Source organism: Pseudonocardia abyssalis (assembly GCF_019263705.2).
Taxonomy (GTDB): domain Bacteria; phylum Actinomycetota; class Actinomycetes; order Mycobacteriales; family Pseudonocardiaceae; genus Pseudonocardia; species Pseudonocardia abyssalis.
This window is the reverse complement of record NZ_JADQDK010000001.1, coordinates 1,397,627-1,420,676: the sequence shown is the minus strand read 5'-3', so window position 1 is coordinate 1,420,676 and position 23,050 is coordinate 1,397,627. Positions and strand designations below refer to the sequence as shown.

Sequence of the window (23,050 nt, the reverse complement as noted above, 5' to 3'; positions counted from 1 at the left end):
GTGGCGCGCGAGTGGCGGGCCGTGCCCCGCACCGTCGGGGCGCTGGCCCTGCTGGCCTGCGCTCTACCGTTCAACCTGGCCGTCACCGGGGCCGCGCTGCTGCGCTCGGCCGTCGTCGGCGGGCACCGCGCGACGGCCGCCGAGCCCCGCACGATCCTGGTCAGCGGCGGGAAGATGACCAAGGCGCTGCAGCTGGCCCGGACCTTCCACCGCGCCGGGCACCGGGTCGTGCTGGTCGAGACCCGCCGCTACCGCCTCACCGGGCACCGGTTCTCCCGCGACGTCGACCGGTTCCGGATCGTGCCGTCGCCGCAGTCCCCGGACTACGCGGCCGAGCTCCTGCGGATCGTGAAGGAGGAGCGGGTCGACGTCTACGTGCCGGTCTGCAGCCCCGTCGCCAGCCGCCACGACGCCGACGCGAAGGACGTGCTGGCCGGGCACTGCGAGGTCGTGCACCTCGACCCGGACACGCTGCGCCGCGTGGACGACAAGGACGGGTTCGCGCAGCTCGCCGCGTCGCTGGGCCTCGACGTGCCCGACACCCACCGGATCACCGACCCGGTCCAGGTCGCCGACTTCGACTTCGCCTCGGCGCCCGGCGGCACCTACGTCCTCAAGAGCATCGCCTACGACCCGGTGCACCGACTCGACCTCACGCCGCTGCCGCGGCCCACCCCCGAGGAGACCGCCGCGTTCGCCGCGTCGAAGCCGATCTCGCAGGCGAACCCCTGGATCCTGCAGGAGTTCGTCCGCGGCGAGGAGTTCTGCACCCACAGCACCGTGCGCGACGGGCGCCAACGGGTGTACGGCGCCTGCGCGTCCTCGGCGTTCCAGCTCAACTACGCGATGGTCGACGAGCCGGGCGTCGCGGAGTGGGTGCGGCGGTTCGTCGCGCCACTGGGCACCGGGCAGGTCTCGCTCGACCTCATCAGGGCCGACGACGGGCGCGTGTACGGCATCGAGTGCAACCCCCGCACCCACTCGGCGATCACGATGTTCGACGGCCATCCCGGCCTCGCCGACGCCTACCTGACCGACGGCACGACGCAGATCGAGCCGCTGCCGTCGAGCCGCCCGACGTACTGGCTCTACCACGAGCTGTGGCGGATGCTGAGCCACCCGCGCACGGTCCCGGAGCGGCTGCGGGTGATCGTCCGGGGCCGCGACGCGATCTTCGACCGGACCGACCCGCTGCCGTTCCTGATGGTCCACCACGTGCAGATCCCCTGGCTGCTGGTGGGCAACATGCTGCGCCTCAAGGACTGGATCCGCATCGACTTCAACATCGGCAAGCTCGTCGAACCGGCGGGTGACTGAGCGTGCCGGTCCATGTCCTGCACCTGGTGGGCTCGGCCGTCGACGACGCGTTCTGCGACCTGTCGTGCCTCTACGCGCGCGACGCCCTGCACGCCGTGACCGACCCGCGGCGCTACCGGCACTCCGTCGCCCACGTCGGACCCGACGGGCGGTGGCGGTTCCCGTCCGACCTGGAGCGCACCTCGATCGCCGCGGCCGTCCCGATGACGCCGGGCGGGGCCGTGGCGTACCTCGCCGCGCTGGACGTCGACCTGGTGCTGCCGCAGATGTTCTGCCGACCCGGCATGACGTCCTACCGCGCCCTGTTCGACGTGCTGCGCATCCCGTACCTCGGCAACACCGCCGAGGTGATGGCGCTGGCGGCGCACAAGGGACGGGCGAAGGCGGTGGTGGCGGCGGCCGGGGTCGCGGTGCCCACGGGGGAGCTGCTGCGCCCCGGGGACCGCCCGACCGTCGCCGTCCCGGCCGTCGTCAAACCGGTGGACGCCGACAACTCCGACGGGGTCGCGCTCGTGACCGACGTGGCCCGGTTCGACGACGCGCTGGCCGGGGCGTTCGCGCACTCGTCCGAGGTGCTCGTGGAGTCCTACGTCGAGCTGGGCCGCGAGGTGCGGTGCGGGATCGTCGTCAGCGACGGGGAGCTGCGCTGCCTGCCGCTGGAGGAGTACGCCCTGGACCGCGTGCGCACCCGCGCCGACAAGCTGGGCCGCGACGCCGACGGCGATCTGTACCTGGTGGCCAAGGACCCCACCCGGTCCTGGATCGTCGACCCGGGCGACCCGGTCACCTCGGCGGTCCACGACGCGGCCCGGCGTTGCTTCGCCGCACTGGGCTGCCGGCACTACGGCCTGTTCGACTTCCGCGTCGACCCGGACGGGCGGCCGTGGTTCCTGGAGGCCGGGCCGTACTGCTCCTACGCCTCGACGAGCGTGGTCACCGTGATGGCCCGGGCCGCGGGCATCGCGCTGCCCGAGCTGTTCGCCATGGGCGTCGCGCAGGCGCTGGCAGGCCCGCGCTGACCGGCTCTCACGCGGCGCCGACGACCGGGCACGCGCGGCGGACGTGCAGGGCGACGATCACGGCGGCCGCCGCCGCGACGATCAGCCCCGCGAGGGCCGGGTCCATGTCCTTCGACAGGCTCGGAGCGCGGTCGGGCCCGACCGCCCAGAGGACCAACGGGACGGCGTAGGCCGCGGCGAGCGCGGCGACCCACCCGCGCAGCGCCCGGAGGCGGGCGTCGCGCAGGGACGCGACCAGCAGCCCGACGACCGGGACGACGGCCAGCATCGCGAACTGGCCCAGGACCAGGACCGGGACGGCCCAGGCCGCGGCGACGACCCAGCGGGGGGCGGTACGGGTGAGCGAGGTGCGCATGGCGATCTCCCGAGAGCGTTGACGCGAATACGGAGCAGTGCTCTCGCACAATGGCACGCCTGAGCTTCCGAAACAAGAGCACTGCTCTCCCCCGTGGGAGTTCGCTACAGCCTCGTCGCGGTCCGGACCAGGTCCGCGACCGCCCGCGAGCGGCTGTGCGGGGGCCACGCGATCACCGTCGTGACCGGCGGCGCGTCCACGACCGGGACGGCCACGAGGTCCTCGCGCAGCTGGGCCCGGCACGAGTCGGGCAGGACCACCGCGGTACGGCCCAGCGCGACCAGCTGCATCAGCTGCGTGTGGTCGTGCACCTCCGGGCCCGGACCGTCCGGGTAGCGACCCCCCGCACCCGGCCACCGCGGCATCGGCAGGCCCGGCAGCGCGGTGGCCTCGGCCATCGTCACGTCGGTGCGCCCCGTCAGGGGGTGCCCGCCCGGCAGCGCCACGACCTGCCCCTCCGTGCCCAGCTCCTCGACGTCGAGCCCGGCCGTCGTGTCGAACGGCCGGTGCAACAGGGCCACGTCGGCGCGCCCGTCGCGCAGGATCGCGCCCTGCTCGCCGATCCCGCACAGCAGCACCTCGACGGCGACCGCGGCGGGCTCGGCGGCGTAGGCGTGCAGGAGCTTCGCCAGCAGCTCACCGGACGCACCCGCCTTCGTCACGAGGACCACGCCGGCCTCCGGGGTCGCGGCGCGGCGCACGCGGCGCTCGGCCGCCTCGATCGCGTCGAGTGCGGCGACGCCCTCCCGCAGCAGCACCGCCCCGGCCTCGGTCAGGGCGACCGAGCGACTGGTGCGCTCGAGCAGCACCGCCCCGAGGCGCCGCTCCAGGCGGCTGATCGCCCGCGACAGCGGGGGCTGCGCGATCCCGAGCCGCTCGGCGGCGCGGCCGAAGTGCAGCTCCTGCGCGACGGCGACGAAGTACCGCAGCTCCCGCGTCTCCACGCCCGCCACGGTACGCGACCAGCGTCGATACCCGACCGGTATCGCCTCGCACCCGATCGGTCTTGGACGCTCCGCCGGTGCCGGGACAGGCTCGAACCATGACCGAGAAGAGGACGGCGCTGGTCACCGGCGCGAACAAGGGCATCGGGTACGAGATCGCGGCGGGCCTGGGCGCCCTGGGCTGGCGGGTCGGGGTCGGCGCCCGGGACGAGCAGCGCCGCACCGACGCCGTCGCGAAGCTGGTCGCGACCGGCGTCGACGCGTTCGGCGTCCCGCTCGACGTCACCGACGACGCGAGTGTCACCGCCGCGGCCGCGCTGGTCGAGGAGTACGCCGGACGCCTCGACGCGCTGGTCAACAACGCCGGGATCACCGGCGGTGCGCCGCAGACGCCCACCACGGTCGACCTCGACACGGTGCGACGGGTCGTGGAGACCAACGTCCTCGGCGTCATCCGCGTCACCAACGCGCTGCTGCCGCTGCTGCGCCGGTCACCGTCGCCGCGGATCGTGAACATGTCCAGCGGCGTCGGGTCGCTGACCCGACAGAGCACCCCCGGTGGCGACACGGGCCCGATCGCCGTCGCCTACTCGCCGTCGAAGACGTTCCTCAACGCCGTGACCGTGCAGTACGCGAAGGAGCTCGCCGACACGGGCATCCTGATCAACGCGGCCTGTCCCGGCTTCGTCGCGACCGACCTCAACGGCTTCCGCGGCCACCGCACACCGGAGCAGGGTGCGGCGACCGCGATCCGGCTCGCGACGCTGCCCGACGACGGCCCGACGGGCGGGTACTTCGAGGACGCGGGCGCCATCCCCTGGTGACTCACCCCGGTTCGACGCGCGCGAGCCAGCCCGTGAGCAGGACCTCGAGCCGCCCGGCCTCGTCGGGCGTGAGGGCGTCGAGCAGGCGGCGCTCGTTGCGCATGTGGTCGGTGAACGCGCCGTCGATCAGCTCCCGGCCCGCGGCGGTGAGGGCGACGACCCGACCGCGGCCGTCGCCGGTCGCGGGTCGGCGCGTGACCAGCCCGGCATCGACGAGGCGGTCGATCCGCTTGGTCATCGCGCCGGTCGTGACCATCGTGAACCGGGCGAGCTCACCGGGTGCGCGCTCGAACGGCTCGCCCGCGCGGCGCAGGGCGGCGAGGACGTCGAACTCCCCCTCCGCGAGGCCGTGGCGCCGGTAGACCACGCACAGCTCGTCGGTCAGGTGGGCGGCCAGGCGGTGCAGCCGCCCGATCACGCCCTGCGGGGACACGTCGAGGTCGGGGCGCTCGCGCGCCCACTCGGCCTGGATGCGGGAGACGTGGTCGGGCTCGGTCACCGCCCTAGTTTACCTTCCCGGGAAGGTATATGTTCCTTCCATGGAAGCTACCTGGCGGTGGGTACTCGTCACGGCGATCGCGCCGGTGGCGTGGGGCAGCACCTACTACGTGACGAGCGAGTTCCTGCCGGCCGGCCATCCCCTCTACGGCGCCGCGATCCGCGCCCTGCCCGCGGGCCTGTTGCTGCTCCTGGTGTGCCGGTCCCGGCCGCGCGGGGTGTGGTGGCGGCGCTCGGTCGTGCTGGGCGTGCTCAACACGAGCGCGTTCTTCGCACTGGTCTACCTCGCCGCACAACTGCTGCCCACGAGCATCGCGTCGGTGATCATGGCGTCGTCGTCGGTGGTGATGATGCTGATCGCGTGGGCCGTCCTGGCCGAGCGGCCCGCGGCGGCGGCCGCCGTCGGTGCCGCGCTGGGGATCACCGGAGTCGTGACGATGCTCCTCACCGGGGTGGAGGCGGTGAGCCCGGGCGGGGTGACCGCCTCGGTCGGCGCGATGCTGATGTCCTCGGTGGGGTTCGTGCTGGCCCGCAGATGGAGCGGCGAGGTGCCCGTCCTGGACTCGACGGCGTGGCAGCTCGTGGCGGGCGGCGTCGTCGTCCTCCCGGTCGCCGTGCTCGTCGAGGGCGCGCCGCCCGTCCTGGACGGCCCGGCCCTCGCGGGATTCGCCTACGTCGGCGTCGTCGCGACCGCGCTCGCCTTCACCGCGTGGTTCACCGGCCTGCGCCACCTGCGCGCGGGCACCGTCGGGCTCGTCGGGCTGCTCAACCCCGTCACCGGCGTCCTGCTCGGCACCGCGCTCGCCGCCGAGGCCCTGACCGGCCGTCAGGTCGCCGGGATCGCGCTCGTCCTCGCCGGCATCCTGCTCGCGCTCCCACGATCCGGGAAGGCCCGACGCCCGCGCCGGGCCGAGACGTCGGTGTCACCGCCACGCGCCGGGACCGCCCCGACCGTCCCTTGACCGCCGCCGCGGGGCCTTGGGGCCCCGGGACCCGGGGCGGGCAGCGGGCTTCACCGCCGTCTGCATCACCGACGACCCCGATTGCGCGGGGGGATGATCGTCGGACAGACTCGTCACGTGGTGCGCACCCTGCTCGAGGCCTTCTGGCCGAGCCGTCGCATCACGCATTTCGACGAGCTCTGTCGCCCGGCCGCGTAGCGCGACCGCCCCGTCCCGTCCCGGTCGTCACCCGCGTGGTCCCGCCGCGCCCGGGGACCACCGGAACAGGTCGACGACCACGACACCCCGCACCACACGAAGGAGACACGTCCATGGCTCTTCAGATCGGCGACACCGCCCCCGACTTCACCGCCGAGACCACCGAAGGAACCATCGGGTTCCACGAGTGGATCGGCGACTCCTGGGCCGTCCTGTTCTCCCACCCGCGGGACTTCACCCCCGTCTGCACCACCGAACTGGGCTACCTCGCCAACAACAAGGCGGAGTTCGACCGCCGCGGCGTCAAGCTCATCGGCCTCTCGGTCGACCCGCTCGACAACCACGAGAAGTGGGCCGCCGACATCGCCGAGACCCAGGGCACCGCCCCGAACTACCCGCTGATCGGCGACTCCGACTTCGTCGTGTCCAAGCTCTACGGGATGCTCCCGAACGACGTCAGCGGCGACCCCACCCAGCGCACCCCCGCCCAGAACGCCACCGTGCGCACCGTGTTCGTCGTCGGCCCGGACAAGAAGATCAAGCTCGTCCTCGTCTACCCGATGACGACCGGCCGCAACTTCGACGAGGTGCTGCGCGTGATCGACTCGCTGCAGCTCACCGCGAAGCACCGGGTCGCCACACCGGCGAACTGGAAGCAGGGCGAGGACGTCATCATCGCGGGCTCGGTCTCCGACGACGAGGCACGGACGATCTGGCCCGACGGCTGGGAGTCCCCGCGCCCCTACATCCGGATCGTGCCCCAGCCCAGTTGATCCGGCTCGCCCCGGCGCACTCCCGGACGGTGCCCGGTGCGGGACCTCCTCGTGTGCAGGAGGTCCCGCACCTGCGCGGTCCGCGGGGGCCGATGACCGGCGACGGCCGCGTCGACGCCGGACGTGCGGCGGACCGGGGCGCGGCCCGCCGACAGAACCGGTCGTGGGAGTGCGCGCGGCGGCCCACCCACCCCGACCGGCCGCGCGACCGTAGGCTGTGACCGGTGCCGGAACAGCAGAGCGCAGCCGCGGGATGGGTCGGGCACGTTCTGGCCGGTCACCGGATCGACGCGCTCATCGGCGAGGGCGGTATGGGCGTCGTCTACCGGGCGACGCACCTGCGCCTCGGACGCACGGTCGCCCTCAAGGTCCTGCCGCCCGCACTGGCCGCCGACCTCGACTACCGGCGCCGGTTCGAGCGCGAGGCCGCGATCGCCGCCAGCCTCGAGCACCCGAACGTCGTGCCGATCTACGACGCGGGCCACACCGACGGCGTCCTGTACCTGTCGATGCGCTTCGTCGACGGGGAGGACCTCGGCGCCGTGCTGCAGCGCGAGGGCCGCCTCGGCATCGACGGGCTGTGCGCCGTGCTCGGGCCGGTCGCCGACGCGCTCGACGCGGTCCACGAGGCCGGGCTGGTACACCGCGACGTCAAGCCGGGCAACGTCCTGCTCGTGCGCGCCGGGCGCCCCCGCGGCGGGCAGGTGTACCTCTGCGACTTCGGGATCGCGAAGGGCGCGACGGCCGCGGGCAGCGACATCACCTCCGCGGGTCAGTACATGGGAACGCCGCAGTACTCCTCCCCGGAGCAGATCGAGGGCCGCTGGGTCGACGGGCGCTCCGACCAGTACGGGCTGGCCTGCCTGGCCTACCGCTGCCTCACCGGGGAGGTGCCCTACCCGCGCCCGGAGATGGCCGCCGTCGTCTACGCCCACCTCGCGGCCGACCCGCCCCGGCCGAGCCGACTGCGCCCCGACCTGCCGGTCGCGGTCGACGCCGCCGTCGCGCGGGCCGCGGCCAAGCATCCGGACCACCGCTTCCCGAGCTGCTCGGCCTTCCTCGACGCGCTGCGCGCCGCCGCGCACGCACCGGTCCCCCGGCCCCGACCGCGCCCCCGGCCGACCGCGCCGTATCCGACCTCGACGCCACCCCCGGCCCCGCCGCACCTGCCGGCTGCGACACCCCTGCCGGCTGCGACACCCCTGCCGTCTGCGACACACCGACCGGCTGCGACACACCGACCGGCTGCGACACACCTGCCGACATCCGGGCCGCCCGCCGCGCCCACCCGCCGGATCACGCCGGACGAACCCGTCGCCGCCCCCGCGACGCTGCCGCTGCGCGAGGCGGTGGACACGCCGGCCCCGGACGAGCAGGCCCCCGGACCGACCGACGTCCGGGCCGAGCGCGGCACCGGGGACCGGTCGATCACCGTCAGCTGGACCGCGGGCGGCCCGCAGGACGTCGAGTACAAGGTCACCCGGCTGACGCCGGAGGGCCGCTGGCACGTCGTGGGACGCACGCGCTCGACCTCCATCGTCGACGGTGCCGTCACCCCCGACGCCCGGATCCCGGAGTACGCGGTCGTCGCCCGGCTCGGTTCCGCGGTCTCCGGGCCCGTGCGCACTCCCCCGGCCGACGATCCGGAGGAACCCCCCGGCGGGATCCCCGCGGTGCGGCACCTCGCCGCCACGGCCTCCGGAACGCTCGCGTTCGAGTGGCCCCCGGGGATCACCGAGGCGATGGTCGTGGTCCGCGCCGACCGGCTGCCCGAGACACCCGACGACCCCGCCGCCACCGCCTGGAAGATCACCAACATGCGCTACGAGCTCGACGGCGGGCTGCGGTTGCCGAGCTCCGTCCCCCTCCCCTGCCACGTGGCGGTGGCGTCCTGCCGCCGCGTCGACGGCGGGCTGGTCGTCGCCCCGGGGTTCGACCCGACCGCGCGCACCACCGTGGGCGCCTGAGGTGGTCCCACCGCCCGAGGACCCGGTCGTCTCCCGTGCCCTGGAGGAGGGGCCCGAGCAGCGCTACGTCGGCGACCGCGACCTCACCGCCTGGCCCACCGCGGTGGGCTCCGTCCTGGTCCGCCTGGCCGCCGAGCTGCGGCAGCGGCTCACCCCGCAGGCGGTGCTCCTGGTGGTGCTCGCCGTCGGGCTCGTCCTGGCCGCCGGGCTCACCGCGCTCGCCGGCGCCGTCTACGACGCCGTCACCGAGGACGACGGCGTCGCCGCACTCGACCGCCCGCTCCTCGACGCGGTCCTCGGCCTCCGTACCCCCGCGCTCGACACCGCCGTCACGGCCTTCTCCGCGCTCGGCGGACCGGTGGGCATGCCGGTGCTGGCGGGGGTGGTCGCGATCGGGCTCGCCGTGGCCTGGCGGCAGTGGACGCCGGTGCTGCTGGTCGCCGCCACCGCCGCGGGCTCGCTCGCCCTCACCGTCGTGGGCAAGGTCACGGTCGGCCGAGTCCGGCCGCCGCAGGTCGACGCGGTGCCCCCGTACGAGGTCAGCGCCTCGTTCCCGAGCGGGCACTCGCTCAACGCGATCGCCCTCGCCGGCATCGTCGCCTACCTGCTCGTGCGCCGGCAGCGCACCAGACGGGCCCGCACCGCGACCGTCGTCGCCGCCGCGGTGTTCGCGCTGCTCATGGGGGCGAGCCGGGTGTACCTCGGCCACCACTGGCTCACCGACGTGCTCGTCGCGTGGGCACTCGGGCTCGCCTGGCTCACCGTCGTCGTCACCGCGCACCGGCTGCTGCTCACGCTGCGGACCGTGCGACACCCACCCGACCCCGCCGAACAGCCCCGATCCGACTGAACCGATCGCCGTTCCGCCCGCGTCGCGGCCCGCCGCGCGGTCGCCAGGCGGTAGGATGACCACGAGATCCGACCCCGCTGGGCTCTGCCCGTCCGGCACGGCCGGTCCGCGCGGGCGTGTTCCCGGGTGGCCGTCCGGCCCGGCGGCGGCGATCTCCCCGCAGATCCACGGGCCGGTGCGCGTCCCGGAGGAGCCAGCCGGCTCCTCCCCGTGACGCCCTCACCGGCCCGCAGCACGGTGTCGGCAGGCCGCCCAGGCGGTCCGCCGCGCATCGCGAAGGAGGAGTACGTGGCTCGACGAGGCCAGCCCCCGGCCGGGGCTCGCCGTGGCGCCCCGCGCGACCGACGACGCGGCGGCGACCGCCCCGAGGACGTCGTGTCGGCGCTCGCGCGCACCGTCCGGGAGGTGGAGGTCGCCTTGAAGGGCGGCCGGGCCACGCCCGCGACACGCACGAAGTTCCAGGCCGCGGCACTGCTGCTGCGCGAGGAGCGCGCGCGGGTCCGGACCGACGCCGACGTCGGCGAGCGGCAGCGGACCGAGCGTCTCAAGCGCCTCGACGAGATCGCGAAGACCCTCGCCATGACCGCCGTCCGCGACCAGGCGCTGCTGGCCCTGCTCGCCGAGGACGCCGTCGTCTCCGACGACGCCCGGTGGCTGCGCGGCGAGGTGCTGCGCAGGGCCGGCATCGCGACGGAGCCCGAACCGGTACCGCCCGTGGAGGTGCCCGCCGCTCCGGCGAAGCCCCGCGTGGTGCCGCAGTCGGTCGTCTCCCGGCAGCTGGCCAACCCGTTCCTCGCTCCCGACTTCTCCGCCGCCCGCCCGAGCACCCCGCGCCCGACGCCGCTGGCCGGCTGGGAGCTGCTCGGCCCGCTGCTGCGGTCCTTCGAGCGCGCCGGGGGCGGGGCGTCGGCGTGCATGACGCTGCCCGCGCCGTCGTCGCGGACGGCTCCGGGCCGCATGGAGCTCATGCCGCACCAGGCCCGCCTCGTCGCCGCGGCCGCGGCCGGGCACCGCACCTTCCTGCTCGCCGACGAGCCCGGGCTGGGCAAGACCGCGCAGGCCCTGCTCGCCGCGGAGGCGGCGAACGCCTACCCGCTGCTCGTCGTCGTGCCGAACGTCGTCAAGACCAACTGGGTCCGCGAGGCCGGGCTGTGGTCACCCCGTCGCACGGCCACCGTGATCCACGGCAACGGCGACACCATCGACGGCTTCGCCGACATCGTCGTCGTCAACTACGAGGTGCTCGACCGGCACGTCGGCTGGCTGGGCGACTTCGGGTTCCGCGGCATGGTCGTCGACGAGGCGCACTTCATCAAGAACAAGACCTCCCAGCGCTCCCAGCACGTGCTGGAGCTCTCCGCGCGCATCCGGGCCTTCACCGCGCGCCCGCTGCTGATGGCGCTGACCGGCACCCCGCTGATCAACGACATCGAGGACTTCCTCGCCATCTGGCAGTTCCTCGGCTGGATCGACGCCACCAAGCCCCTCGCCGACCTGATGGACGCCCTGACCACGACCGGCCTGACGCCCGCCGACCCCGGTTTCTACCCCGCCGCGCGCAGTTCCGTCGTCGACCTGGGCATCGTCCGGCGCCGCAAGGTCGACGTGGCCGCCGACATCCCCGCCCGGCGCATCGCCGACCTCCCCGTGGAGCTGGACGGCGCGGTCGGCCGCTCGATCCGGGCGGCCGAGCGCGACCTCGCCCGCCGGATGGTGGCGCGGTACTCCGACGCCCTGGCGAACCGGCGCTCCGGGGCCCGGGTCGAGGGCATCGACCACGACCTCGTCGCGCAGGTGGCGAGGTGGGAGCAGAAGGACGCGGCCGAGGCCTCGTCGGGTGACAACGTGTTCGGCATGATGCGGCGGATCGGGCGGGCCAAGGCCGGCCTCGCCGCCGACTACGCCGCGCAGCTCGCCCGCAGCGCCGGCAAGGTGGTGTTCTTCGCCAAGCACGTCGACGTGATGGACGCCGCCGAGGAGACGTTCACCGCGCAGGGCGTCCGGTTCTCCTCGATCCGCGGCGACCAGACCTCCGCGGTGCGCCAGCGCAACATCGACGCCTTCGTGAACGACCCCGACGTCGCCGTCGCGGTGTGCTCGCTGACCGCGGCGGGCGTCGGCATCAACCTCCAGGTCGCGTCCAACATCGTGCTCGCGGAGCTGTCCTGGACCGCGGCGGAGCAGACCCAGGCCATCGACCGCAGCCACCGCATCGGTCAGGACCAGCCGGTCACCGCGTGGCGCATCATCGCCGCACAGACGATCGACGCGCGGATCGCGGAGCTGATCGACAGCAAGGCCGGGCTCGCCGCCCAGGCCCTCGACGGCTCCGACGAGGAGGTCGGGTCCTCGGCCGACGTGCAGCACGCGGCCCTCGTCGCACTGCTGACCGACGCGCTGGCCGGGGCCACCGTCTGAGCGTCGCGCGGAGGACGCACGGCGCTCGGAACGTGTCCTGCAGGCCGTCGGCCGGCGACGGGGGCATCGGCGGCGCGGGATCGAACGGGAGCGGGTCCTCGCGGGGGGCGCGTCCGGGACACGCAGGTCGGGATCACATCGGAGGCGGAGCGGACCCGGTGGGCCGCCGCCCGCGGAGCGAGCGGTCCCGTTTCCGCGGCGACGTCCGCGGGAACGCTGTGGCATGACGACCCGCTCCGGCGCCCGGCACGCCCCGGCACCCGACGTGGTGGCCTGAGGTGGTGGACCGGACGCCCGACGGGCGGTGGATCGTCGTCGACGGCCGGCGGTGGCGCGCCGCCGACCCCGAGATCCCCGACGACGTCCACGCCGAGCTCCTGCACCACCTCGGTGTGGCCCGCAACGCGGTGCGCACGTCGGCCGGGGACGAGGACGCGGTGCGCCGCGCCCGGGCCCGCGTGCAGGCCGCGAAGACCGGGCTCGGCGAGCGCGGCGACCCCTGGTGGGAGCAGGACGCCGACACCCGCACCGCCCGGTGGACCGAGGCCCTGCGGACCCTCGGTGCCGACTAGCCGGTCCGCCTACTCCTCCTGGGCCGCGCGGCGCACCGCGAGCTCGGGCCGGAACAGGTCGTCGAAGACGCGGGCCCGGTCGAAGGACAGCGCGTGCTCGCGGCCCCGCCGCTCCAGCGAGCGCCGCTCGTGCTCCGACATCTCCAGCACCACGCGGTCCAGGGCCGCCGTGATGGCCGCGACGTCCCCGGCCTCCACGATGACCGCCGCGTCGCCGACGGCCTCACCGGTGCCGCCGGTGATCGCGGTGATCACCGGGCCGCCGCCGGCGAGCAGCTTCTCGGTCAGCGCGATCCCGAACGTCTCGACGAAGTCGGGCTCCTCCTTCGTCGGCAGGGCGTAGGTCGCGCAGCCCCGCATGAGCAGCGGCTTCTCGTCGTCGTCGACGTCGGTCAGGAGGACGACCCGGTCGTCGCCAGCCGCCAGCTCCCGGACCTCGGCCAGCGCCGGGCCGGTACCCGCGACGACCAGCTTCACCTGCTCACGCGCCCGCGACGCCGCGTAGGCCCGGACCAGGTCGTGGATGCCCTTCGCCCGCGAGATCCGGGACAGGAACAGCACGTACCCGTCGCGCTCCAGACCACGCCGGCGCAGTGCCGCGTCGACCGCGGCCGGGTCGAGGTCGAGGTAGGCCGAGGTGTCGATCGGCGGGTAGCTGACGGCCACCCGCGCCCGACACTGCTGCGCGAACAGCGTGCCGCAGTGCTCGTCGACCGCCTCGGCGGACAGGACGATCTGGTCGCGGGTGTACTCCGAGACCGCGACGACCTCGTCGTGCGCCAGGAACGTCGTCAGCAGCGCGACCGCGGCACCGAACCGCTCCTCGCGCAGGCACGAGCGGATGACGTTGGTGACGTCGGACCCGACGGCCTTCGCGATGGTGTGGACGTCGGTGAGCAGACCGGCCGCGTGCACCGCCGCCACGGCGTCCATGACGACGTTCGCGTGCGGCGCGAGGTACATCGAGAGGACCGTCGTCGGCACCGGCTCGGCGAGCAGTTCGACCAGCCGGCCGGTGAGGCCCGCGAGGCCCCGTCCGTCGGGCACGCGGTAGTCGCCGACCGGCTCGGGCCGCTCGACGGTGATGCCCGGGCTGTAGGGCTGCAGCCGGTCCAGCGGTTTGAGCGGGAGACCGGCGGCCTCCAGCGTCGCGATCGGCCACGTGAGCAGCCGGACGTCGTCGAAGCCCCGCGTGAGCGCCACCTCGGCGAGGTTGCGGGCCTCCCCGGAGTGACCGCAGATCACCGGGTCGGCCCGGACGACGATCACGAGCCTGCGCTCGGGGTAGGTCACCCCCTCGCTCTCGCCGCGGGCGCGTCGGACAGCGACGGGGGCCGCGCCGACCGGCCCCACGCCGACGGCTCCGGGCCGAGCTCCAGGTGCAGCACTCCGCCACGGTGCACGTCCGAGGCGCTGATGTGGGTCGTTTCGCATGGCCGTCCGTTCAGGGTCGCCGACTGCACGTACTGCGCGGGAGGTGTCTCCGCGATCCCGTCCGCGCCGATGGGGGTCTCGCGGTGCCCGGTGGTCTCGATGACGAACTCGCCCCCGTCGACGCGCAGTACCGCCCGGGCGAAGGCCGGCGCGTTGACGAGGAACAGGCTCTGCCCGGCGACCGGGAAGAGGCCGAGGGAGGCCCAGACGTACCAGGAGCTCAGGCCCCCGGAGTCGTCGTTGCCCGGCATACCGCCGGCGCCGGTGCCGAACTGCCAGGTCAGGGCCGCGTGCACGACGTCGGCGGTGCGGTCCGGGCGGCCGGCGTAGTGGTAGGCCCACGGCGCCTCCATGTCCGGTTCGTTGTTGAGCCCCTCGAACCGGTTCAGGGCGTAGCCCGCGGCCATCTCCGCGGGCGGGGGGTGCAGGCCGGGCTGGGTGACCGCGGGCGCGCCGAAACCGAAGAAGGCGTCGAGCATGGCGACGAACCCGTCGTCGCCGCCCGCGAGCGCGATCCGGGCCCGCATGTCGTGCAGCAGCCGGAAGGAGTAGTTCCACTTCCCGCCCTCGTAGTACTCGGAGTCGAGCAGCAGGCCCGAGGCCGGGTCGAACGCGTTGACCCACTGGTGGCTGCGCGCCTCCAGGTCGTCGGCGAGTCCGTGGTCGCCCAGCGCGCGGGCGACGCGCGCGGTGCAGTGGTGGCCGTAGGCGAGGTCGAGGGTGTGCGTGATCGGGTGCACCACGCCGTCGTCGCGGAAGTTCTCCCCGTAGAGGCGGCGCAGGTCCGCCTCCATGTGCACCAGCGCCCAGCTCCAGTCCAACCGGCCGAGGCCGGTCGCGTGCGCGTCGGCGAGCGCGGTGTGCGCCAGGGCGCTGGCCTGCCGGAAGAAGCGGTCGGCCCCGCGGGCCATCCGGTACCCGATCGGGAAGTTGCCCTCCTCCTCGCAGACCCGGATCAGCGACTCCAGCAGGTCGGCGGCCCGGTCCGGCACGATCGCCGTCATCAGCGGGATCTGGGTCTTGTAGATGTCCCACATGGTGCAGACGTCGAACGCGAACGGCCCGGACGTCGGCCAGAACGGGCTCTCGTCGTCGCCGAAGCAGGGCTTGATCAGCGCGTGGTACATCGCGGTGGCGAAGACCGTGCGCCGGGCCGGGGTGCCGCCCTCGACCCGGACGCGGTCGAGGTGGTCGGCCCAGCGCGCACCCGTCCCGGCCCGGACGGTGTCGAAGGACGGGGTGGGCTCACCGCACTCGCGGCGAAGGTTCTCGCGGGCCTGCTCGCACCCGCGCAGGGAGAATCCCAGCCGCACCTCGACGGTCTGCCCGGCGAGCGCGCGGCCCATGAACAGCAGCCCGAAGGGGCGCAGCGTGGTCTGGCGGATGCTGTCGAAGTCGAGGCGGGTGCCGCCCTCGACGAGCCGGCGGTCGTACCAGAGCATCTGGCGCCAGTCCGGGCTGCTGACCTCCAGGTACACCGACAGCGGCACGCCCTCCATCACCACGGTGCCCTGCGCGCGCCCGTGCCCGATGCTCTCCACCTGGGCGCGGAGCGGGACGGTGCGGCCGTGGTCGATCGCGAGCCCGCCGCAGGACAGGTCGACCACCAGCCGCGCGCTGCCGCTCTCGGGGAACGTGTAGCGGTGCACGGCGACCTTCTCCCCCACGGTGAGCTCGCAGCGGATGCCGGTGTCCAGCGTCGCGGCGTAGTAGCCGGCCTCCGCCGACTCCTCGTGCAGGGGCCACGCCTCGCCGAGGTCGTCGAGCGGCTGGACCATCGGCGTGACGCGGACGTAGTTGTAGTACTTGCGGATCGCGCCGGTGCCGGACTGCTGGAAGTGCGTGAACCCGGACGCCTGCTGCGTCGGGAAGATCTCCTCCGGCAGTCCCTCGGTGCCCTTGTCGTAACGGCCGTAGCCGGTCGGGTAGGCCCCGGAGTAGGCGCACGCCGAAACCATCCCCAGCGGGGACGTCGCGCCCGGGTGCGTGTTGCCGACCAGCGGTTTCGGGAACCACCACGCGGCTGCGAGACCGTCCGCGGGCGGGAGGGCCGTCGCGGCGGTGCCGATGAAGGGATCGACGTCGTTGATGATGAGCGGAGTATGGGGTGGGGGTCGGCGGTCGGTGGTTACGGCGCCGTGAACTCGGGCCGGCCCACCCCGAACGGGTTCGACGTCGCCGAGCACACGGACACGGGTGCAACACATCGGGTCGCCGCGACGACAGGGGGATGTCCGGTTCGTCGTCTGTGAGGTGTCATGGGTCAGCGCGCGGTGGTTGCGGGGGTCCTGGGGGCTCTGCTCGTCCTCGGTGGGTGCGGTGGCGGCGGGGACGAGCGGCGGGCGGCGCTGGGGTCGGTGGTCGGGGCTGTTCCGGCTGCGCCCGCGTCCGCGGCGCCCGTCGTCGCCGGGACCGAGGTGGTCGCGGTCGCGGCGGTGCAGGACGGGGACACGTTCACCGTCACCGGCGGCCGGACCGTCCGCGTCCTGGGCATCGACTCCTGCGAGCTCGGCACCGACGCCGGCCGGAACGCCCTCGCGTACGCGAAGGGACTGCTACGCGTCGGGGACGCCGTGACGCTGCGGACGGAGCCCGGCGTCGACCGCGACCCCTACGGGCGGCAGCTGCGCTACGTCGCCACCGTCGGCGGCTCCGACTTCGGCTCCGCCATGATCCGCCACCCGCACACCGGGGTGTACGAGGGCGGGGACGCGCGGCCCGGCTACGTCGCCGACCTGCGCCGCCTCGACGACGGACCCCGGGTCTGCGACGCCGCGACGACGACCGCCGCCCCGGTCCCCACCGCAGTCCCGACCACCACGGTCGCACCCGCGCCCCGCACGACGACCGGCCCCGCCCCTCAGCCGGCCCCGCGACCCGCGCCGCAGCCCGTCGCCCAGCCCGCGCCGCGCCCGGCCGCCCAGCCCGACCCGGAGCCCCAGCCCGACCCGGAGCCCCAGGGCGGCGGCTGCCACCCCAGCTACACCCCGTGCGTCCCGGACGGGCCGGACCTCGACTGCCCCGACATCGGGTTCATGGTCGCGGTGACCGGGCCCGACGAGTTCCGCCTCGACGGCTCCGACAACGACGGCAAGGGCTGCGAGAGCTACGGCTGAGCCGGGCGTTCCACGAACTGCGGTGGCCGGTGGGCGCGGACCGGGTGGCTCCCCCGCGAACCGCTCCGCCTGGACCAGCGCGTGCTGGCCGGACGTGCCTCGGTTCGCGGACGCCCGCGCCGGGCACGCCGACGTCGGCCATCGACCCGTAGCCGTGGCCGAACCCGAACCCGGCAGCCCGATCTGCCCCAGCACCGCCGCGAGCGCGATCCCCGCCCACGGCGCCTGCTCGCCGCGCTCGCGCAGTAGCGCTCCAGGAACGCCGGGTCGTGCCGGTCCTCCTCGACGAGCGAGGTCACGGTCCGGTTCGCGCCGCGAGCTCGGTTCGGGAGCGCAGGCCGAGCTTCGCGTAGACGCGGGTGAGGTGGAACTGGACCGTCTTGACCGACAGCATCATCTCCGCCGCCACCTCCTTGTTGGTCATTCCCGAGGCGACGAACGCGGCGACGGTGCTCTCCTGGTCGGTGAGCCGGTCCGCCGCACCGCCGGGGCCGCGCCGCCCCGGGCCGCGCTGCCCGGGGCGGCCGGTCCGCAGCTCGCGGTCGCAGCGGTCGACGTGGACCTGCGCGCCGAGCTCGACGAAGAGCTGACGGGCCGCGGTGAGCACCTCGGCGGCGTCGCGGCGGCGGCCGGCGCGGCGCAGCGCGGTGCCGTGGGCGAAGTCGACGCGCGCGCGGTCGTAGGGCAGGGGCAGCCGGGCGAGCCGGTCGCGGGCGAGCGCGAACGCCTCCTCGGCCCCGGCGAGGTCGCCGCGCGCCGCGAGCAACCGGCCGCGGACGGACCCGAGCCGCGCCGACGCGGAGCCGTGGTCGCGCCGGGTCGCGGTCGCCTCGAGCGGCGCGAGGAACTCGTCGGCCTCGGCGAGGCGGTCGAGGAGGACGAGCGCGTTCGCGTACACGTCGTGCCACGGCCAGAAGCCCGGTTCGTCGACGCCGCCGCGCGGGGAACGCGCGGCGAGCGGGGCGAGGTGGCGCACGACGGCCTCGTGATCGGACACCGCCTCCGCGACGTGGGCCCGCGCCAGCAGGGCCGGGACGGTCATGACCGCGTAGTCGTGATCGGCAGCGCCACCGAGGCGCAGGTGTCGGTCCGCGGCGTCCTGCCCGCCGCGCAGGGCGTGGACCTGGGCGCCGGTCCAGTGCACGAGCGGGCGCAGCAGTTCCAGGCCGGTGGCGCCCAGCAGGATCTCGGCGCGGTCGACCGCCTCGAGCGCGCCCGCCCAGTCGCCGAGCGCGAACCGCGCGCGGGCGAGCCACGCCAGGGCCCACAGCGAGATCCGGTTCGACCCCGCCTGGTGCGCCGTCGGGGCCGCGAACTCCAGCTCGCGCCGCGCCGCCTCGGGGTCGTCCTGGGCGAGGTGCAGCCAGCCCAGGCCCATCCGGACGCGCTGGTGCTGCGGCCCGGACGGGCTCTCGGCGACGGCGTGGCGGTAGGCGGTGAACGCCGCCGCGACGTCGCCGCGTGCCGCGTGACCCAGCCCGATGATGGCCCGCGACTCCACCGCGGCCGGGGAACCGGGCTCGGCGTGCTCGACCGCGCGCCCCGCCCAGCGCACCAGGTCGTCGCCGTCCCACTCGGCGAGCGCGTGCAGCACCCGCCGCTGGCAGACCACCGCCGCGGCCGCGCGGTCCGTGCCGCGGGCCCGCCAGGCGGCGTCGAGCCAGGCCGCCGCTTCCGCCCGGCGCCCACGCTGCACCGCGACGTAGGCCAGCACCGCGTCCCTGCGGGGTCCCGCCGGGAGTGCCTCGACCTCGGGCAGTGCGTCGACCGCCTGTCCGAGCAGCCCGGCCCCGGCGAGCGCGTCGACGGCGCGGACGATCCGGTCCTCACGGTCGGCGCGGGTCGGACTGATCCGGCCGGCGTCGATCAGGGCACCCGCCACGACGGCCCAGGCCCCCTCGTCGGCCTTGCGCTCCGCGAGCGCGACGAGCTCGGCGGCGAGGTCGGGGTCCGGCAGCGGCGCGGCCTCGACGCGGTGCCGGAGGCGCTCGGTGTCGTCGGTGACGATGCCGGACGCCCGCAGGTGCAGGTCGTGGCGCCGGGCCGGTGCGAGGGAGGCGTGCACCGCACCGCGGACGAACCGCCCGGGGAAGGTCAGTGCGTCGAGCCCGTGCCCCGCGGCGGACCCGAGCAGGCCCGCGGTGTGGGCCTCGTCCAGCGCGGCGATGGGGTCCGGCACCGCGCCGAGGACCGCCGCGTCGGCGAGCACCGGGTCGGCCCCGAGTACCGCGGCCGCCTCCACCAGCGCCCGGGCCCCGGGGCTGCACGCGTCCAGGGCCGCCTGCACCCGGTTCTGCACGGTGGTCGGGGCCGGGAGGCGCGTCTGCCAGTCCGACCAGCGCACGGGCGGGGTGTCCCGGAGGATCTCCAGCAGGTGGCTCGGCAGCCCGCCCGCGTGCTCGCGCAGCCGCCGGGCGACCGGCATCGGCAGGTCGATCCCGGCGACGCGGGCGGCGAGCAGGCGGGTCTGCTCGGTGGTCAGCGGCGACACCCGCAGGCGGACCGCGGGGAGCCGCTCGAGCACCTCGGCGACCTCGGGGTCACCACCCGCCCCCACGGACCGGACGAGCAGGAGCAGCAGCCGTGACTCACCGAGCCGGACGACCGCGGAGGCGATCGCCCGGATCGACAACGGGTCGGCGTGGTGGGCGTCGTCGACGGTGACGAGCACCGGCCCGGACCCCCGCTGCCCGTCCGACCGCTGCCCGTCCGACCGCTGCCCGTCCGACCGCTGCCCGTCCGACCGCTGCCCGTCCGACCGCTGCCCGTCCGACCGCTGCCCCACCGACCACCGGTGAGCCAGCCGCACGCCGAGGTCGATCGGCCCGTCCCACGACGGCGCCTCGGGGGCGAGCAGCCGATCGGCCAGCGCCCCGGGGCTCGTGGACTCCCACGGCAACCCGTCGACCGCGGTGACCGGCACGGTGTCGTGCCGGTGGCGGAAGCGGCGCAGCAGCGCGGTCTTCCCCACCCCCGCCGGTCCCTCGACGACGGCGACCACCGGAACCCCGGTGGCCGCCAGGTCGAGCAGCCCGTCGAGCCGGGCGAGGTCCTCCGACGCGCCCACGAGGTGGGGGTCGTCGGGTCCGGGGTGCACGCCGCACACCGTAGGACCGATCGGCCCCGAACCGCTCAGCCCATGTCCCCGCCGGCCACCGGCAGGACCGTCCCGGTGACGTAGGAGGCCTCGTCGGAGGCGAGGAACAGGATCGCCGCCGCCTGCTCGTCGAGCGTGCCGTAGCGGCCGAGCAGCGAGGAGCCGAGCGTCTGGTCGACGTGGGCCTGGAACCAGGCCCGCTCCTGCTCGTTCCCGGCCTCCGGCGTGCCGCGGGAGATCCGCCGCGGCGGCGCCTCCGTACCGCCCGGGGCGGTGGCGACGACCCGGATGCCGTGCTCCGCGTACTCGACCGCGAGCGACGCGGTGATCGCGTTGATCCCGCCCTTCGCCGCCGAGTACGGGATGCGGTGCACGCCGCGGGTCGCGGCCGAGGACACGTTGACGATCACGCCGCGCGTCCGCTGCACCATCCCCGGGAGGACGGCCCGGCAGCACCACAGGGTCGGCATCAGCGACCGCTGGATCTCCGCGGAGATCTCGGCCTCGGTGAACTCGACGAAGGGCTTGAAGTTGATCGCGCCCCCGACGTTGTTCACCAGCACGTCGACACGGCCCTGCCAGGCCTGCGCCTCCCGCAGCGCGGACTCGGCCCCGGCCCACTGCTCCAGGTCGGCCTCGACGGCGAGCGTCTTGGCGCCGTCGGCGAGCAGGCCCTCGGCCACCTCGTGCACCAGTGGCGACCGGTCGACCAGCACCAGCAGCCCGCCCTCCGCGGCGGCCCGCTCCGCTACCGTCCGCCCGATCCCCTGGGCGGCGCCCGTCACCACCACGACCCTGCCCTCGAACCGGCCGGGCGTGACGAACCGCGGGCGGCGCTTGGCGGTGTTGTCCGCCATCGCCCGCCGGGTGGTCTCCTTGGACCGGTCGGCGTGGTCGGAGACCAGCTGCCGGGCGCGTTCCCGGTCGCCCGCCTCGATCGCGTCGACGATGTCGAGGTGGTCCTGCGTGCACAGCGGATGACACCAGGTGGCGGTGCGCAGCGACTGCTCCATGTGCCCCCGCACGCCCAGGGCCCGGTAGGCCTGCGACAGGTGCTCGTTACGGGTGAGGCTGAACAGGTAGTCGTGGAACGCGGCGTTGGACTCGGTGTAACCCGCGGCGTCGACGAACCGGTCGTCCTCGACGTAGGGGACGGTGGCCTCGGCGAGGAGGCGGTAGCCGTTGACCTGTCCACCGGTGAGCCGGCCGATGACCAGTTCGAGCGCCCCCAGCTCCAGCGCGCGGCGGGCGTCGAAGATGGCGTCCGACTCGTGGACCGACGGGTGCTCCTCGCCGATCTCGTACCCGCCCTCGCCGACGACGCCCGCGGGGGGCGGCGTCGGTACGGGTGCGGCGAGTGGCTCCAGGCCGGAGGTCGGGAAGACCTCCTGGCCGGCGAGGGAGCGTCCGGCGGCGAGGATCAGGTCGTCGCCGGCGTCCAGCGCCGCGGGGTCACCGGTGAGCGACAGCGCGAAGACCTCCTGGCCGCACAGACCGCGGGCCGATGGGGCCGGTGCCGCGTTCGACGCGTGCAGCGGCGCGAGGTCCACGAGCGGTGCCAGCACCTGGCCGGTGATCGCCCGGCCCTCCCCCGCGAGCACGAGCAGTTCCTCGCCGTCGCCGCCGCGCACGTCGACCGCAGCCGGCTCCTCGACCTCCTCGGCCTCCTCGGCAGGTGCCTCCCCGTCCGGCACGGCGGCCAGGGCGAACTTCTCGTAGAAGAAGCCGCCGGGGCTCATACCCTGGTCGGAGAAGTGGCTGCGCACGCCGTCGACCATCGGCGGCGGGCCGCACAGGTACACCGCGGCCGTGCCGTCGTGCAGGTGCTCCGGCTCGATCAGTGCGGTGACGTAGCCCTGGTGCGGGGCGGTCGTCCTCCTGTCCGCCACGCAGTGGGTCCAGGTCATGCCCGGGATCGCGTCGGCGAGCCCCGCGATGGTGTCGATCTCGACGACGTCGTCGTCGGTGGTGGCCCCGTAGAGCAGGTGGACGGGGCGCTCGCTCCCCGCCGCGGCGAGGGTGCGCAGGATCGCCAGGATCGGGGCGAGCCCGGTGCCGCCGGCGAGCAGCAGCAGCGGATCGGGCGCCTCGCGCAGGAAGAAGCTGCCGTGCGGTCCGGTGAACGAGATCGCGTCGCCGACCTCGGCGCGCTCGTCGAGGTAGGTCGACATGACCCCACCGGGCGTGATCTTGACCAGGAACGTCAGTGCGTCGTCGGCCGGCGCGTTGCTGAAGGAGTACGAGCGCGACTCCTCGGTGCCCGGAACGGCGATGTTGACGTACTGGCCGGGCAGGAAGACGAGCTTCTCCCGGTCGGCGATCTCGATCGTCAGCGCGACGGTGGTCGGTGAGAGCCGGTCGAGCCCGGTGACGGTGCCGCGGAACGTGGCGGCACTGGTCTTCGCGACCGCCGAGGTGCACGCGATCTGCAGCGCCAGGTCCGAGCGCGGCTTCATCTGGCAGGTCAGGACGTACCCGTCCTGCTCCTCGTCGGAGGACAGTGCGTCGGGCAGGTACGAGCCGCCGTCGAACTCACCGGAGTCGCAGAACGCCTTGCAGGTGCCGCAGACCCCGTCACGGCAGTCCATCGGGATGTTGATCCGGGCCCGGTAGGAGGCGTCCGCGACGGTCTGGTCGGGCGTGCAGGTGATGAAGCGGGTGACGCCGTCCTCGAAGGCGAGGGCTACTTGATGAGACATCCTCGTC

The 23,050-nt window shown here is 74.8% G+C and carries 17 protein-coding genes; 10 read left to right on the top strand and 7 right to left on the bottom strand.

Annotated features, from left to right (window positions below; translation table 11 throughout):
• Positions 1-1,317 (top strand): ATP-grasp domain-containing protein, encoded by a 1,317-nt coding sequence (locus I4I81_RS06810; protein WP_226363794.1) that lies wholly within the window; start codon positions 1-3, stop codon positions 1,315-1,317.
• Positions 1,318-1,319: 2 nt separating this feature from the next.
• Positions 1,320-2,336: a D-alanine--D-alanine ligase family protein gene (locus I4I81_RS06805; RefSeq protein WP_226363793.1), complete on the top strand. Its 1,017-nt coding sequence runs from the start codon at positions 1,320-1,322 to the stop codon at positions 2,334-2,336.
• Between the two features lie 7 nt (positions 2,337-2,343).
• On the opposite strand, the gene I4I81_RS06800 is transcribed toward I4I81_RS06805, so the two are convergent.
• Complete coding sequence (locus I4I81_RS06800) at positions 2,344-2,691, bottom strand: hypothetical protein (protein WP_218604052.1); 348 nt, start codon at positions 2,689-2,691, stop codon at positions 2,344-2,346.
• Between the two features lie 104 nt (positions 2,692-2,795).
• Entirely contained in the window at positions 2,796-3,635 is an 840-nt protein-coding gene (locus I4I81_RS06795; protein WP_218604053.1) for a LysR family transcriptional regulator, read from the bottom strand.
• Between the two features lie 98 nt (positions 3,636-3,733).
• Between I4I81_RS06795 and I4I81_RS06790 the strand changes: the two genes are divergently transcribed.
• The gene (locus I4I81_RS06790; RefSeq protein ID WP_218604054.1) at positions 3,734-4,459 is read left to right on the top strand and encodes an SDR family oxidoreductase; all 726 of its coding nucleotides are present in this window, start codon (positions 3,734-3,736) and stop codon (positions 4,457-4,459) included.
• A gap of 1 nt (position 4,460) precedes the next feature.
• Here the strand turns inward: I4I81_RS06790 and I4I81_RS06785 are convergent, their stop codons facing one another.
• The gene (locus tag I4I81_RS06785) at positions 4,461-4,958 is read right to left on the bottom strand and encodes a MarR family winged helix-turn-helix transcriptional regulator (protein WP_218604055.1); all 498 of its coding nucleotides are present in this window, start codon (positions 4,956-4,958) and stop codon (positions 4,461-4,463) included.
• Positions 4,959-4,998: 40 nt separating this feature from the next.
• Between I4I81_RS06785 and I4I81_RS06780 the strand changes: the two genes are divergently transcribed.
• The 6 genes from I4I81_RS06780 to I4I81_RS06755 all read left to right on the top strand — a co-directional run bounded on the left by I4I81_RS06780 (position 4,999) and on the right by I4I81_RS06755 (position 12,697).
• Positions 4,999-5,919, top strand: a complete 921-nt coding sequence (locus I4I81_RS06780; protein WP_218604056.1) for a DMT family transporter — start codon at positions 4,999-5,001, stop codon at positions 5,917-5,919.
• Positions 5,920-6,230: 311 nt separating this feature from the next.
• Complete coding sequence (locus I4I81_RS06775) at positions 6,231-6,890, top strand: peroxiredoxin (RefSeq protein ID WP_218615892.1); 660 nt, start codon at positions 6,231-6,233, stop codon at positions 6,888-6,890.
• 224 nt (positions 6,891-7,114) lie between these two features.
• Positions 7,115-8,857, top strand: coding sequence for a serine/threonine-protein kinase (locus I4I81_RS06770; protein WP_218615891.1), 1,743 nt, complete (start codon positions 7,115-7,117; stop codon positions 8,855-8,857).
• 1 nt (position 8,858) lies between these two features.
• Entirely contained in the window at positions 8,859-9,707 is an 849-nt protein-coding gene (locus I4I81_RS06765) for a phosphatase PAP2 family protein (protein ID WP_218615890.1), read from the top strand.
• 288 nt (positions 9,708-9,995) lie between these two features.
• The gene (locus tag I4I81_RS06760) at positions 9,996-12,125 is read left to right on the top strand and encodes a DEAD/DEAH box helicase (RefSeq protein ID WP_226363792.1); all 2,130 of its coding nucleotides are present in this window, start codon (positions 9,996-9,998) and stop codon (positions 12,123-12,125) included.
• Positions 12,126-12,406: 281 nt separating this feature from the next.
• The gene (locus tag I4I81_RS06755; protein ID WP_225924507.1) at positions 12,407-12,697 is read left to right on the top strand and encodes a hypothetical protein; all 291 of its coding nucleotides are present in this window, start codon (positions 12,407-12,409) and stop codon (positions 12,695-12,697) included.
• 9 nt (positions 12,698-12,706) lie between these two features.
• Here I4I81_RS06755 and I4I81_RS06750 read toward each other — a convergent pair whose 3' ends face one another.
• A complete protein-coding gene (locus I4I81_RS06750; RefSeq protein WP_218605267.1) occupies positions 12,707-13,990 on the bottom strand; it encodes a glycosyltransferase in 1,284 nt (427 codons plus the stop codon).
• Positions 13,987-16,338 carry a glycoside hydrolase domain-containing protein gene (locus I4I81_RS06745; protein WP_225924506.1) on the bottom strand — a complete coding sequence of 784 codons (2,352 nt, stop codon included), beginning with the start codon at positions 16,336-16,338 and terminating at the stop codon, positions 13,987-13,989. Before I4I81_RS06745 ends, I4I81_RS06750 begins: the two co-directional genes overlap by 4 nt.
• Positions 16,339-16,389: 51 nt before the next feature.
• Here I4I81_RS06745 and I4I81_RS06740 point away from each other — a divergent pair, with 51 nt between their 5' ends.
• Entirely contained in the window at positions 16,390-17,247 is an 858-nt protein-coding gene (locus I4I81_RS06740; protein ID WP_218615889.1) for a thermonuclease family protein, read from the top strand.
• A gap of 295 nt (positions 17,248-17,542) precedes the next feature.
• On the opposite strand, the gene I4I81_RS06735 is transcribed toward I4I81_RS06740, so the two are convergent.
• Together I4I81_RS06735 and benC are read right to left on the bottom strand one after the other, a co-directional pair.
• Positions 17,543-20,344, bottom strand: a complete 2,802-nt coding sequence (locus I4I81_RS06735; protein WP_218602198.1) for a helix-turn-helix transcriptional regulator — start codon at positions 20,342-20,344, stop codon at positions 17,543-17,545.
• Between the two features lie 35 nt (positions 20,345-20,379).
• A complete protein-coding gene (gene benC / locus I4I81_RS06725) occupies positions 20,380-23,043 on the bottom strand; it encodes a benzoate 1,2-dioxygenase electron transfer component BenC (RefSeq protein ID WP_218602197.1) in 2,664 nt (887 codons plus the stop codon).
• Between the last annotated feature and the right edge of the window lie 7 nt (positions 23,044-23,050).